Genomic DNA, 14501 nt, shown 5'->3' with positions numbered 1-14501 from the left:
AAAACGGGAACAGCGCGACACCATGGGTGTTGCTGTCTCCCGGGTTTTTGTCCCGCCGTGTAACCTCAACTGGAGGTCGCCAGCTCTCGGACCAGACACCCATATTGCATGGATCGGAACCCTAGCCAGCTATTCAAATTGTTCAGCGCCCTATATGGTGCTGTTCCAAATGAATAAAAGCAAAATACATGCCAATCATAAAAATACGGCTGTCGCGGTTGTCTAGCAGAAAATAAACGCTACGCTCGCGCCATATCGGTGCATCGTGGCGCCAATATGCCTCAAGATAGTGCGAAGAAGGTAAGCCTCCCGCTTTATTGGCGGGAGGCCGGAAAGGTATGCAGATGTTAAGGGGGCTGTCATCAACTTCAGGCAATACTCAGGCCCATGGTGAAGCTTACTCCCCACACGGCACAAAAAACCGCGAGGGGAGAGATAACACCTTTATCCTAAGCGACGAGATCGAAGCGATCCGCATTCATCACTTTTACCCAGGCAGCGATAAAGTCATTCACGAATTTCTCTTTACCGTCATCCTGAGCGTAAACCTCAGCATAGGCGCGCAGGATGGAATTGGATCCGAAGACCAGATCCAGACGCGTGGCCGTCCATTTGACTTCACCGGTTTTACGATCGCGAATTTCATAAAGATCTTTGCGGTAGGGCTTCCATGTGTATTTCATATCAGTCAGGTTGACAAAAAAATCATTGGTTAGCACACCTTCACGATCGGTAAACACACCGTGCTTGGCCCCACCATAGTTGCAGCCCAACACGCGCAAGCCCCCCACCAAAACCGTCATTTCTTTCGCGGTCAATCCCATTAACTGGGTTCGATCGAGCATCAATTCTTCCGGGCTTACGGCATAGTCCTGCTTAAGCCAGTTACGGTAACCATCATGGATTGGTTCAAGAACATCAAAAGACGCAGCGTCAGTCTGTGCATCGCTAGCGTCCCCGCGCCCTGGCGTAAACGGCACGATGATATTCATGCCTGCGGCCCTCGCCGCTTTTTCAATCCCGACATTCCCCGCTAGCACAAGGGTATCGGCAACGCTGACGCCCATTGAGGTAGCAATATCTTCCAGTACGGTGACAACCCGCGCCAACCGCTCAGGTTCATTCCCGACCCAATCTTTCTGTGGAGCGAGGCGAATGCGCGCCCCGTTGGCACCACCGCGCTTATCGGAACCTCGGAACGTTCGGGCGCTGTCCCAGGCAGTACTCACCAGATCGCTAATAGAAAGGCCACTTGCCGCAATGCGTGCTTTAACCCCAGCGACATCATAATCGGTGCGGCCTGCCGGAACCGGATCCTGCCACAGTAAATCCTCCTGCGGTACATCCGGACCGAAATAGCGCGTTTTGGGGCCCATATCGCGATGTGTCAGCTTAAACCACGCTCGCGCAAATACTTCAGAGAAATAGGCCTGATCCTGATAGAAACGCTCAGAAATCTTGCGATACTCGGGGTCCATTTTCAGCGCCATGTCGGCATCTGTCATCATTGGGTTGTAGCGAATAGTCGCGTCTTCGACATCTACCGGTTTATCTTCTTTCCTGATGCTAACGGGTTCCCACTGCCACGCCCCCGCTGGGCTTTTTTTCAATTCCCATTCGTGATTCAACAGCATATGGAAGAACCCGTTATCCCAGCGCGTTGGATGTGTTGTCCAGGCCCCTTCCAGCCCGCTAGTGACAGTGTAACGCCCCTTCCCTGAACCGGTGGGATTGCGCCACCCTAACCCCTGTTCGGTCACATCGGCCGCTTCCGGCGCTGCCCCTAGCAGACTCGCATCACCATTACCGTGGGTTTTCCCTACCGTATGGCCGCCCGCCGTCAACGCTACGGTCTCTTCATCATTCATCGCCATTCGGGCAAACGTCACGCGCATATCCTGCGCGGTACGCAGCGGATCGGGGTTGCCATCGACACCTTCCGGGTTCACATAAATCAGCCCCATCTGTACGGCTGCCAGCGGATTTTCCAATGAGGTTCGATCGTCGCTGCCATAACGCCCCGTGCTTTTGGCCAGCCACGTTTTCTCGGAACCCCAGTAAATGTCTTTTTCCGGGTGCCAGATATCCTCCCGCCCAAAAGCGAACCCAAAGATTTTCAATCCCATAGATTCGTAAGCAATCGTCCCTGCCAGAATAATCAGATCTGCCCAACTAATTTTATTGCCGTATTTCTTCTTGATTGGCCACAGCAGACGGCGGGCTTTATCCAGACTGACATTATCCGGCCAGGAGTTGAGCGGCGCAAAGCGCTGATTACCGGTTCCGCCGCCGCCGCGCCCATCGGCAGTACGATACGACCCCGCCGAATGCCAGGCCATACGAATCATCAACCCACCGTAATGACCCCAATCCGCCGGCCACCACTCCTGGCTATCGGTCATCAATGCATGCAAATCTTGTTTAAGAGCGTCAATATCGAGAGTTTTCAAGGCATCACGATAGTTGAAATCGCTGCCTAGCGGGTTTGTCTTGGTATCATGTTGATGAAGAATGTCGAGATTGAGGGCATTTGGCCACCAATCGGTGTTTGATGAGCCAGCGGAAGTATTTCCGCCGTGCATAACCGGACACTTCCCGGCAGATTTCATTTTATTCTCGTCCATTATTTTCCCTGTACATTGCCTTTATTACTGAACAAGAAGGTGTAGCGCGATCGTAGCCCTGTAATATCGCTATCGACCCCTTAGTGCCGCCTTCCTCTTGGTGAAAGACAATGCCAGAATGTGCCTATACGACATAATCGTATAGACTAACTTCTGTGATAGTTTTAGCTGATTGAAATTTGGAAAAAGTGATTTTTATCCTATCGCCGAGTTTTTATCGCTCATCCCATTAGCGATGATAGCGCTACTTAATGGCAGTCCCTTTTTGTGAGATCGGTATGCTCGCGGCCGAAACCCTACAAAACTCCCCCGGCATAACGACATATTTTGCTTCTAACGCGACATTCTGCGATGAAATAGGCTAAACATTCGACACTTAAAAGAAGATCACGAACAAAGCACTTGCCACCGACGCCAGAGCCGTCCATAATAGCGCCCATTCCAAGCACTGGAATGAAGAAAATCAAGTTAATCAAAACGTTACTGATTAAATGCTTTTCTCCTGTACGACCGTAGCTCAGTTGGTTAGAGCACCACCTTGACATGGTGGGGGTCGGTGGTTCGAGTCCACTCGGTCGTACCAATTCATGTTCTAATCTATTTCTCACGCCCGTGAGTTAATGAATGTGGATTGACCTCTTCCTATCTATTTCTCGATGAATTCCGTCAAAATTAATTCTATTCTAAACTAGGATTAGGTCTTTATTGAGCATCTGCTGTGTAGATTCAACGAGCCAATCGATAGGCTTACCTTGTTAAAACAAAGCGCTACAACTCATATTTTCTGCGTATATTAATTGTTAGTACGCTATACGATATGGCGATAGCAAAAAATAGATCCTATCTGCTATAGTTCCTTAAAAAGGAAAGGATAGAGGATATTGTGCAATGAGATATTAACCTGTTTCTATATATTCTGAATGCGCACTTTATAATCCACATTGATAAAACACTAACTATTGCCTTCGTTAATAATTGGGACTTGCCATCATGAATAATTTCATCATTTCCCTCCTAAGAAATCAATCTAATATTTTTTTAAATAAAGCGGCGTCATTATATGACACTATTACTATTAATGGAATCGATGAGAAAGGTGGAACAATACGCTCATCCAATGGATATTGGATTTATCTGCGACATTTTCATACCTTTGGCCGTTCAAAAAACTGTCATAGCATATTTATGCACACAGATATATCTTATACTCACTTCATTATTTTCTGGAAAAAAAACAAGTGGTACATACAAGATGTAAGCAAAAATGGGACATGGCTCAACGGGAAAAGATTAATCAAAGACAAACCCCATCCACTCAAGAAATTAGATACTATAATTCCATCATCAAACACTGATGAAAAATTCGTTATGACCAGCGATCTTCAGCCCTGTGACATATTGATAAGCGTTATTCCTCACATTCTACCTATTTATTTAAAAAAACCGCTCACGGTTATCTCTGACACCTGTTTCTTTCTCTATGACCAAAATGGTTGGAACGTTAATACCTCTGATGAAAGCAAAGAAAAAATCTATGTCATTCAAGATGGTGAAGTTATTAAGCTCTTTAACAATCACTACTATTTGCAGTCAGAACGGGAGACGTCGAGTCAGGACAGACGCATCGCGCCACGCTCCATTGATGAATTAACATTTTGCTTTTACGTGTCTGAAGACGAAGAGGATATTCAACTCCAAATTACCGATTCTGAGCAATCTATAACATTGAAAGGAGAGCGCCTCCAGAATCAACTGTACCTTCTACTTCATCTGGCAAGAAAGTCGATGGCTGACCATTTGCAAGGCTATGCCCAGCCTCATCGTGGGTGGTATGATTTAAATTCACTCTCTAAAGCGCTGGGTATAAAACCGAATAACACTCGAATTCGGGTACACAGATTACGCCATCGTTTGTGTGATGCAGTTAATTTCAGCGGAATTGACGCTTGCCAGATATTACAAATAAAAGATGCCTCCGTCCGTATTTACTCATCACAAATAACGATTATTAAAGGCGGAAAGGTGGAGTAAGAAAATTATCACTCAGCATAAAAGGCAGAGGTTTCACCTCTCTAGAATTAACGATTCACTGCTTACAGTGTTGACATCGTCGACTAAAAAAATCTATAACATCTAATTATGACAATATTATAACAATCTCGTGAACAATATTTTTGCAACCATTAAAACATTAACAAATAAATGATTATCTTTCGATGTAATTGTTACGATAGAAAAAACCGCACCTTAAAGACAAAGAAGCGGGTTTTTAAATTCATGACTAACTGAAAGGTGTTTTATTCTAATCAAAAACAAATAGTTAATTATCACGATATCGTTTTGTGTAATCGCGTGTAATAGCGATATGAAATACTGCGGCTAATATGAACATGCACTGGTCATATGCGAGATAGCAATATACATATGCAGCATAGCCCAGTGTAAAAAAACCACTTACTGCACGTCGCCAAACAATGACAGTAAGTGGTTTGTGTTACTCACAAAACGCATGAGGAACAAATCAATGTTTACTTACTTTCCGCCAGTTTGTCCAGCTAACACGGCGAATAATCAGACAAACCAAGATCAAACATTTCTCAGTCTTCCTGGTTGTGTACAAACAGGACAAACGGCCTGTTGCAACAATGATGCTGCACAGGCTCAGTTCCCAACACTGAGTATCAAATGTGCACAGGTGACAACGGGTCTGCTGACGAAAATTGTAGGCTGTAATGGTGGCGCGCAAGCGCAAACCTACTTCCCGTCTATTGGCCATTGCGCCGCAGCGCAGGCTCCTGCTCAGGCACAGTTCCCAACGCTGAGCATGCAATGTGTAACAGCAACAACGGGTATACTGACACAAATTGTGGGCTGTAATGGGGGGATACAGGCGCAAACCTATTTCCCGTCCATTGGTCATTGTGCAGCCGCTCAGGCTCCTGCTCAGGCGCAATTCCCTACGTTAAGCATGCAATGTCTAACGGTAACAACGGGTATACTGACACAAATTGTGGGCTGTAATGGGGGGGTACAGGCGCAAACCTATTTCCCGTCCATTGGTCATTGCGCAGCCGCTCAGGCTCCGGCGCAACCGCAAACTCTGCCACCTCCTCCACCGATTACTAATCCTCAGGATTGCGGCGTGAGCTGGAACTGCGGCGCTCAGGCACAAACCTATTTCCCATCCATCGGAAGCTGTGCCGCGGCTCAGGCTCCTGCTCAGGCACAAACCTTCTTCCCGACGATAGGCATCACAACTCAGTTGCTGACGCAGATTGTAGGCTGTAATGGTGGCGCACAGGCGCAAACCTATTTTCCATCCATCGGAAGCTGTGCCGCAGCTCAGACGACTACCCAGGCTCAAACATCACCACCAATTACCAATCCCCAGGATTGCGGTGTGAGCTGGAACTGCAGTACGAAACAGCCTAACGCACAGACCTATTTCCCATCGATCGGTTCTTGTTAATTCTGGCTGAGCCCTCATCACCGGTGAATTATCGCCGGTGATTTTACCCCTGAAAGGAGGCCATCATGCGCTTAACGCTACACAATCTCGCTCATTTTCTCGCCGATAATGGTTTTTTACATCCTGAATATTTGGTCGGTGGCCACTATAAAGTCGTTCAGCGCCAAAGCAGGAATAGTATTTTCCAGGTTTTTTTAGATAATAATCCGACTGGATTGTTTGTTAAGCAGCTTTTGTCTTCGGATCAACAAAATGCCTATTTAATGCAGAAAGATGCAACCGTGCATTGCCTGATCCAACAAACCGATATTTTGCCAAAAATGCGTTCTTTTATTCCGAACTATTATGGCTATGAATTAGGTAATCATGTTTTTGTCACCGAATTTTTCCCCGGAGCGACGAGCCTTCATGAGTTTATTACGCAAAGAAAATCCATCGATCAGGAAGAACTGTCACAGATGGCCATCATTCTGGCTACTTTGCATAAAGATCTCAGCGAAGAAATAGAAAGAAATCCCGGTCTGAATTTTTTCAATCGACAGCCCCCGTGGATTATGCTATTTGGCGACAGAGATAATCCCCAAATAAAGAACTCTCAACAGCACCTCGGCCCCATCGATGCGCTTATTCGTCAACAGCCGAATATTCCACAACTTCTGGAAGAACTACGCTACTTCTGGTCAGGAAATATCCTGATTCATGGTGATATTAAATTGATCAATTTTATTCGCGTCGATGCCAAAAGCCCCTGCACCTTAAAATTGATCGATTGGGAAATCGCAGATATTGGCGATCCGATGTGGGATGTTGCTGGCCTTTTGCAGAGCTTTTTAACGCTGTGGGTCTTCTCACAAAACCCTAACCCAATGCTGCAAAACCAGCCTCAACCCGGCATGGAGTTTTTAACCTGGGAATATACGTTGTCTGCCTGCCAATTCTTTTGGCTTAGCTACTGCAAGGCACGCGACACCGTCAATCCTGATTCTGCGCTTAACAGTCCGGAAAACAGGAGGAAACTCATTCACTACACCGCCGCCAGAATGCTGCAAACCGCATTTGAGTCCAATATTACGAAAACGGAATTACAGCTCCCAAGTAATCGCATTGTACAGATGGTGATACAAATGATCGCCTCCCCCCAAGCGTGGGCCACTCAGATTCTGGGAGCACTCACCCATGAACTTTGAACAACAGCTAAAACAACTCTCGGAACGTGTCCACGTAACCGGTACAGACAGTTATCAGATTGACGGGAAGGCTCATACGGTGTTCCACAACTATGCCTGGAGCGAATATAGCGGTCCGTTAAATCTGTTTGGGCATAACCATACCCATGATGTACAACAGCGAAAACAATTACTGGAATCGCAGCTTAGCGTGGCGCTTTATACAAAGATCTACTGTGGCATTCCAGATGATAAGAAATTACTAAATTTGCCTACATGTAATGAACGTGAAATTTTCATGCAGACATTAAGTTCGGCCAACGCCTCTCAGGAGACTCCCGATCAAAACTGGAGAATTTATCATGTTGATGCCCAAGGTGTATGGACAGAAAAGAACGGTAAACTACGGCAGGCCTATCCAAATAGCTTTATTCCCGCCACCCCCAACGCGCCATTAGTCATTAATCAATACATTCACTTTCTTCGACAAAAAGAAAATCGCCATATTCAGCAGGTTTTTTATTATGTTCATAGCAACCACTATATGGAACACGATGCGCCACAGGTCCGAATCTACTGGAATATAATGCCGGAAGGTGCTGCGTCACTTGTCGCCATGATTACTGAAGTATTAAATGCTCATCATATTGCATTTAATTTTAAATGCCTGAACCATCCCGATTTATATCATCGAGCAGATAGTGCCGTGCTGTACCTCGAAAAACGCTATTTTGACTATACGTTGCGGGTATTAAAGCCCCATATTCCAACGTTAGAAAAATATCTGCTCGACACACTCCCACTATTTACCCAAGCCATTAGCAAGGGCATTTCTTTCGCAGAAGATCCGGGGAATGGCCAGAGTTTCGGTATGCATCGTTGCCAGCTCATCGCCAAAGGATTGTTAACCGCGTATGAAAAAAAGCAGATACACGGTTCTTCTCTGACAGCAGACCAAATGAATCTGGCTTGTATCGTTGACGAATTCAATAACAAAGGCATCGCGATAGGCCGCCTGCATCTCAACCCCAATACGATGAGTTTACCCGTGGATGTTAGTGAAAAACAGAAGGAGTCTGCATTATGAAAAATGTGCAATACCTGAATGCAGCGGAGAGTATAGGCAAGCATCTCCAACGGGAATGCTTCTGTTTTGACAACCGGAGTAATTGGCAAGGTTCTATCGTTGATGCCATTAATGGTCAATTCCAGGTCGTCACGCGTACCTTTGATGCCTCGCTGTATAATGGCCTTTCCGGTATTGCGTTATTTTTGGCCGAACTGTACCGACAGAAACCCGATCCTATTTTGTTCGAAACGCTTACTTCAACCATTAACTCTATACAGCATATGTTGGAGCAACCCCACCAGCTTAACGTATTTAGTCTGCATGCCGGACAGTTAGGTGTCGCGTGGGCAATGTGGCGAATTGGCACAATCCTCGATCGGCCCGACTGGAAAGCGCAGGGGCTTAATTTACTGCAACACATCCATGCGCTGCCCATTCCTGATAATGAACTTGATGTTATTGGTGGTGCCGCAGGAGCTATCCCGGCGCTACTTAAAATCTATCAGGCTGAGGACGATGATCGCTGGCTGGCATGTGCTGTACGGTTGGGCGATTTTTTATTAAGCAAAGCGAAAAAAACACCCACCACATACTTTTGGGTTACCTCAGGTAATGAACGCGGTTTAACGGGCTATTCTCATGGCGCGGCCGGTTTTGGGCTGGCCTTGATTGAGCTGGGAGTGATAACACGCCGAGATATTTACCTTAATGCCGGGCTTCAGGCTTTTAACTATGAACGTGAAAACTTCAACCCTCAGCATCAAAATTGGCCTGATTTACGTTCGATGTATCGCACACCGCAGTTTAATACCATGTGGTGCCATGGCGCACCTGGGGTCGCACTCTCTCGCCTACGTGCCTGGCAGTTATTGAACGAACCGACATTATTGCAGGAAGCGTTAGTCGGCTTGACGACAACATCTCAGCAACTGCTGCAACAGCTAAGCACACACCCTGAACAGATTAATTTTAGCCTATGCCACGGTGGTGCTGGCAATAGCGAAATTCTCCTCATGGGCGCGGCCTGCTTACAGCGAGCGGACTTTGCCGAATTAGCCCATCAAGTTGCCTCTCTAGGCATTCAAACGTATCAGCTAACGCAAACCCCCTGGCCAAGCGGCGTTTTTGACCCCAGTGGTGTGGGCGAACCCGGTAAAGAAACTCCAGGGTTAATGTTAGGTCTAGCGGGAACAGGGCTGTATTACCTGCGTTTATTTGATCCCGAGAGAGTGGAAACCGTGCTGCACATCCATTAACGCGTCACATAGAGGAATGAAAACGATGAATAGCTATACCGATGATTTCTTTCAAACGCTCCCTCCTACCGCCGTTTATCTGTCAGATGCAGATAGTAATGCTGAGCTGACGTTAACCTTTCATCTCGCGCCAGATATTCATGAAAATACGCTCAGGTCTACTATCGATCTCAGTAGTATTCATCCGAAAAAGCGCCAGTACCTAGCTGCTTCCGACCTTAAACAACGCTCTACGGCAAATGACTATGCTATCCAGCGAGTGATTGAGTTTACAAAGCAGGCTGGAGTGAAAACGGTAAGCAGCAACGCTGACACCCTTGAAGTGACAGTCACTGGCACCATAAAGCAATTTTCTCAATTATTTAGCGTTTCTTTCCATATTTATCAGGATGAGAACGGCAACCCATTTCTGGCCTATCATGGACCTATCCAACTGCCAGATGATTTACGGGCAAGAGTTACCGGCATCGACGGGTTAAATATGGGTTTACAGGCTGGATACGTTCCTTCCAAACGCTTAAAAATGCTGCCGACGGTGGAGGACGACTCCCCCGTAAAGCTTTTTATCCAAAAACCCAAAAATCTGACTGATTTTGGCGGTGTCCAGGAGCAACAGCAGCAATTAGTGGGATATTCGCCGCAAGAACTTACGGCACAATATCACTTTCCCAATAATCAAGGTGAAGGACAAACGGTAGGGATCATTGCGCTTGGGGGAACCTTTAACCCCAGCGATTTCGCTACTTTCTGTACCCTATTCCAGCTTGAAAAGCCTGAAGTGCAGGTTGTAGGAACCGAACCCTGGCAACCACCTCAATCAAAACTCATTAACAACTTAGAAATTAACATGGATGTACAAATGGTTGCGGGAATAGTGCCCAAAGCCAAAATAGTTGTGTACTATGCCAAATCCTTTCCAGACGGATTCCGCGCTGTATTGAATGACACAGAAAATAAGGTGAGCGTCATCAGCACTAGTTGGGCTAACGGTGAAAGCAATGTTTCTCAGGCAGAAAAAGTACAGTCGGCGATGCTGCTTCAGCAACTTAGCCTACGTGGTATTACGGTTCTCGCCGCATCGGGAGATTATGGTGTTTATCAAGTTGGCTCCAATAATAAAGTAGTAGGGGTCAATCTTCCCGCGGCCTATGATTCCGTGATTGCCTGCGGCGGCACCGATCTGTTTCGTAATGGAAATGAACAGGTTTGGCATGAAAATACCAATGCTTCCGGAGGAGGATTCAGCGTCATGTCACCTGCACCGGCATACCAGCACAACGCGTTATCAAACTACTTCCGCCAATATCCCATGTATACAAAAAACGCCTGCGCGACACCCGACCTGTCGGTGAATGCCAGCGGGCGTAACTACACAACGATGATCTTCAATGGCAAACCGTTTCCCGCCGCAGGGACAAGCGCCGCGACCCCGATTATTGCTGGTCTGATTGCTCGCTTGAATTCGGCACTCTCATACCGCGTTGGCAATATCAACAGCTTTTTGTACCAGCTTATAGGGTCAAACGCCTTTAGCAGTAACATCCCCGGCACCAACGGACTACCAGCAGCACTTGGCTGGGATCCCTGTACTGGATTAGGGTCGCCAAATGGCGTCAATTTATTGAATATAATAAAACAAACAGAGGGTTACTGGGAATAACGATCCCGAACACCGCAGTAAACAGCCCTCTGCTGACAATCCGATACGCTTGCCAGCAAACGTGCAAGCGTATCGGTTCTTAGTTAATGATAAGAAACTGGGTTTATCTCGGGTCTTTAGTTAAGTCGACACGGATCGCTATTTAGTGCTTTTTTCCATAGGCCAGCACCAACTTGGCGTAAAAAGCCTCCCGCGTGAATCGGACATGCGATGGCTCAGCCCATAGTACGACGAACTATTTAAAAAGCTTTTGAACAAATTCGGCGTAAGCCGGCCGCCAGACATCCATCTCATGACCGAGATTCGGATAATGGCGATAGTCAAACCGAATATTTTTCTGCTCCAGCGTGGTTTTCAACCCCGCAATATCCTTACCGGTAATATTATCGGTTTCACCAATCACAACCGTAAAGTTATTCAGTTGCTGGTTAATCTGCTCAGGGCGGTTAAGCTGTGCGGCAACGGCCTCATTGGGCACTGTTTCGGTAGTTACACCGCTAAATGTTGCCAGCCAACCAAAATGATCCAAGTGACTCAGGCCGGAGACCAGCGCCTGATAACCCCCCTGAGAAAGACCAGCCAATGCTCTGCCGTTCGCGTCCCGACGCACGTTAAAACGTTTGCCGATTTCGGGAATAATGTCATGGATCAATTCCCTATCCGCTGCCAGTGCGTTACGCGGGTAGAACACCTTGCGCCGCTCCTGCGGTGGATAGTCTTCCGGGATGATGCCGGGAACATCCGTTTCCGTATCCGGAATGACAACCAGCATTGGCTCAATCTTTTTCTCCGCCAGCAGGTTATCCATCATTTGTGGTATCCGCCCTTGCACCACGGCCGATGCTCCCGTATCGCCGAAGCCATGATAGAAGTAGAGTACCGGCAGCGGTTTTGACGATGCGCTATAGCCCGGCGGCGTCCAGACATACATCTGTCGTTCTGATTTCAAGCTATTGGAATGATAGGTCACCATTCTTAGCTCACCATGCGGCACCTGACGTACATCCAGAATGCTACCCGGTACCAGAATCAAACTCGTATTCACCTGGCGCTGTGGTTTAGTAAACGCGGTGCCGGTATCAATAGTACGAAAACCATCCACGCTGAAAAAATATTCATAGAGGTTCGGTGCCAGCGCCGACGTTTTGAACGACCATGTGCCAGATTCATCTTTCTTCATCGCATGGGACACGATGCTTTCGGGTGTCGAACCAGTAAAAACACTAACCTGTTTGGCCGTAGGGGCAAACAGGCGAAAAGTGATACTGTTATCCGCGTTAACGCCCGTGACATAGTGACTCACAGGAATTGTCGCCGCAGGCATAATAGGGAAATCTGCGGGCAAAGGTGAGCTATTCACGGATGAACTCAACGCCATAGCCGCAATAAGGTATGTTAGAGGGGATATCTTCATTGTTGTTCCTTTTGTTATGCATGATAACTATCAGAAAGCTTTACTCAAAATAATAATGCTTAAAATAAGCTTTACCACCAGACTTCGGCTTGAACACCAAGCGTGAATTGGTCCTTTTTACTATCTGGGAAGGTGAATTTTGATATCTCGTTGTCAAGTATTTTGAGATAAGTACCATAAAAGCGAATTTCCGGGCGGGAATTAAACAAGCTGGTATCAACTTTTAATGCATGATAAAGCGTCGTTTTATAGGCTGTCTCTTTATAATTCACGCCTGATTTATTTTTATTGTTTTGCGTAAACCACCCTAACTCAACCCCCGTTTGATTGTAATGGTCCCAAATATACGCAGGGCGAATCACCGTGCGCACACTTTCATAATCACTGTTGGGCCCCGTTTCATAACTATAAATATCATTACCCTTTGAGTACACTAATGCATTACCGACAATAATGCGGTCACCCAAGTACATTTCACCTTGCGAAATGACTCTTATCGCGGTGCCATTGGTATGATCGCCATAGTAATAACCATTATAACCCATAAATGGACTCGCGCCGGAGTAGCGGGAAAAACTACTGGCAAACGAATTATTTGCCGCCTGCACGGTAAATTCATTAAACCCGCCATGATTCAAATCTTGGCGTAATATCGCCGCTGACATCCAGGCATCTTTTAATTGAAAATAGGTATTATTTTTTTCATTATCTTTCTGCGTATCGGTCTTGTTTGCGATGGCGTATTTTCCCATCAGCGATAACGTTGCGCCCTGCCACAAAGGAATCCCCTTATAACGCAGGTCGATAGAGTTCGTATTCATCTGCGTTTTAGCGAGCAAATCTCTTGAATAGACATCAAGGTCTTCCCGGGTAAGCGAAAGGTCAAGTTTACCGACCCCCGCCGCCAGATTTTCAATCCCAACCCCGGCCCCTGAATCAGTACGGATACTTTTCCAATCCAACATTTGGATTTCATACACGGGGAGCGCATGTTTTCCAACCCAGAAATCGGCTTCCGGCGCAAAAGGCAAAAAACCCTTTGTTGTCAAATAAATATCAGAAAATTGCAATTTATTTTCATTGGCGCTATCGTCGCCAAACCAACCGGCGCTATAAGACTGCCCGACATTGCCGTCCAATTTAATGATGGCCTGAGCCGTTTTCCCATCATTGTTATAAACGCGTTGTTTAAGGAATAGATCAAACCACCCGGTATGTTCATTGCCAAAGCGCCCCAGTGATCCAATGGCATAGGATTTAGGCGACCCTGTTGACCCGGTCGCCCATCCCGATCTTAAGTAGCCTGAATAGGTGAAACCGATATCATCTTTAACGTATTTAGACAGCGCATCCAACGTTAACGTTTGCTGCTGCGGTACCTCATTCACGGTATTATGTTGCCCACCGGCAACGACGGCGTTAGTGGTCGGCGACGACTCGACGGTAATACTCTCTTTACCTGTTAATGCCTTTTGACGCGCTATTGGCGTTTTGGGGCGATTCTCCACTATCATCTTATATTGCTTCAATTCATTTTTAGTGGATTGTAATTCGGCTTTATTCTCCGCCAATGCTTTCTCCAATAAAGCCACTCGTTCCTCGATGGTCAATGTTGCCGCCATCGCATCGCAAGATAAAAATGCCGTCGCTATTAATAATGTCATTCTCTTTATAGGGAATTTTTTACGCATGATTGTTATCCGAGTAGGTACATTTAGGTTTAGTTATAACGAATTTAACGCAAAATTTTTTCTTATGTTAATTACAAAGATAGCCATTTTAAAAATTTAAAAAATATTTACGCTCATTACCAACGCGGTTAATAATGAGCGAATAGTCTATA

The 14501-nt window shown here is 46.4% G+C and carries 9 protein-coding genes, 1 tRNA gene and 1 riboswitch; of the genes, 7 read left to right on the top strand and 3 right to left on the bottom strand.

All coding sequences use genetic code 11. The features are described 5' to 3' along the window. Positions 1-34: 34 nt before the first annotated feature. Positions 35-136: riboswitch (guanidine-I (ykkC/yxkD leader) on the bottom strand. Positions 137-449: 313 nt separating this feature from the next. Continuing rightward, positions 450-2624 (bottom strand): catalase/peroxidase HPI, encoded by a 2175-nt coding sequence (gene katG, locus RFN81_RS08470; RefSeq protein ID WP_264498653.1) that lies wholly within the window; start codon positions 2622-2624, stop codon positions 450-452. Between the two features lie 506 nt (positions 2625-3130). On the opposite strand from katG, the gene RFN81_RS08465 reads away from it, so the two are divergent. The 7 genes from RFN81_RS08465 to RFN81_RS08435 all read left to right on the top strand — a co-directional run bounded on the left by RFN81_RS08465 (position 3131) and on the right by RFN81_RS08435 (position 11244). After that, positions 3131-3207 (top strand) — tRNA-Val (locus tag RFN81_RS08465). Between the two features lie 407 nt (positions 3208-3614). Continuing rightward, complete coding sequence (locus RFN81_RS08460) at positions 3615-4655, top strand: FHA domain-containing protein (protein WP_264498652.1); 1041 nt, start codon at positions 3615-3617, stop codon at positions 4653-4655. A 493-nt stretch (positions 4656-5148) separates the two neighbouring features. Beyond that, entirely contained in the window at positions 5149-6093 is a 945-nt protein-coding gene (locus tag RFN81_RS08455) for a hypothetical protein (RefSeq protein WP_264498651.1), read from the top strand. Between the two features lie 65 nt (positions 6094-6158). After that, positions 6159-7280: a phosphotransferase family protein gene (locus tag RFN81_RS08450; RefSeq protein ID WP_264498650.1), complete on the top strand. Its 1122-nt coding sequence runs from the start codon at positions 6159-6161 to the stop codon at positions 7278-7280. Next, on the top strand, positions 7270-8346 hold the full coding sequence (locus RFN81_RS08445; protein WP_264498649.1) for a T3SS effector HopA1 family protein: 1077 nt from the start codon (positions 7270-7272) through the stop codon (positions 8344-8346). The genes RFN81_RS08450 and RFN81_RS08445 overlap by 11 nt, the downstream gene beginning before the upstream one ends. Further along, positions 8343-9584, top strand: coding sequence for a lanthionine synthetase LanC family protein (locus RFN81_RS08440; protein WP_264498648.1), 1242 nt, complete (start codon positions 8343-8345; stop codon positions 9582-9584). The genes RFN81_RS08445 and RFN81_RS08440 overlap by 4 nt, the downstream gene beginning before the upstream one ends. A 25-nt stretch (positions 9585-9609) precedes the next feature. After that, complete coding sequence (locus tag RFN81_RS08435; protein WP_264498647.1) at positions 9610-11244, top strand: S53 family peptidase; 1635 nt, start codon at positions 9610-9612, stop codon at positions 11242-11244. 235 nt (positions 11245-11479) lie between these two features. Here RFN81_RS08435 and RFN81_RS08430 read toward each other — a convergent pair whose 3' ends face one another. After that, complete coding sequence (locus RFN81_RS08430) at positions 11480-12658, bottom strand: alpha/beta hydrolase-fold protein (RefSeq protein ID WP_264498646.1); 1179 nt, start codon at positions 12656-12658, stop codon at positions 11480-11482. A gap of 71 nt (positions 12659-12729) precedes the next feature. Beyond that, entirely contained in the window at positions 12730-14349 is a 1620-nt protein-coding gene (locus RFN81_RS08425; protein WP_264498645.1) for a carbohydrate porin, read from the bottom strand. Positions 14350-14501: the final 152 nt, after the last annotated feature.

Source organism: Pectobacterium cacticida, from assembly GCF_036885195.1.
In the GTDB taxonomy this organism is placed as follows: Bacteria; Pseudomonadota; Gammaproteobacteria; order Enterobacterales; family Enterobacteriaceae; genus Pectobacterium; species Pectobacterium cacticida.
The sequence above is the reverse complement of the archived record's forward strand: the minus strand, read 5'-3'. Positions and strand labels throughout refer to the sequence as shown.

Coding starts and splice junctions, on each gene's coding strand:
- katG (WP_264498653.1), bottom strand. CDS start 2,624: ATGGACGAGAATAAAATGAAATCTGCCGGGAAGTGTCCGGTTATGCAC.
- RFN81_RS08460 (WP_264498652.1), top strand. CDS start 3,615: ATGAATAATTTCATCATTTCCCTCCTAAGAAATCAATCTAATATTTTT.
- RFN81_RS08455 (WP_264498651.1), top strand. CDS start 5,149: ATGTTTACTTACTTTCCGCCAGTTTGTCCAGCTAACACGGCGAATAAT.
- RFN81_RS08450 (WP_264498650.1), top strand. CDS start 6,159: ATGCGCTTAACGCTACACAATCTCGCTCATTTTCTCGCCGATAATGGT.
- RFN81_RS08445 (WP_264498649.1), top strand. CDS start 7,270: ATGAACTTTGAACAACAGCTAAAACAACTCTCGGAACGTGTCCACGTA.
- RFN81_RS08440 (WP_264498648.1), top strand. CDS start 8,343: ATGAAAAATGTGCAATACCTGAATGCAGCGGAGAGTATAGGCAAGCAT.
- RFN81_RS08435 (WP_264498647.1), top strand. CDS start 9,610: ATGAATAGCTATACCGATGATTTCTTTCAAACGCTCCCTCCTACCGCC.
- RFN81_RS08430 (WP_264498646.1), bottom strand. CDS start 12,658: ATGAAGATATCCCCTCTAACATACCTTATTGCGGCTATGGCGTTGAGT.
- RFN81_RS08425 (WP_264498645.1), bottom strand. CDS start 14,349: ATGCGTAAAAAATTCCCTATAAAGAGAATGACATTATTAATAGCGACG.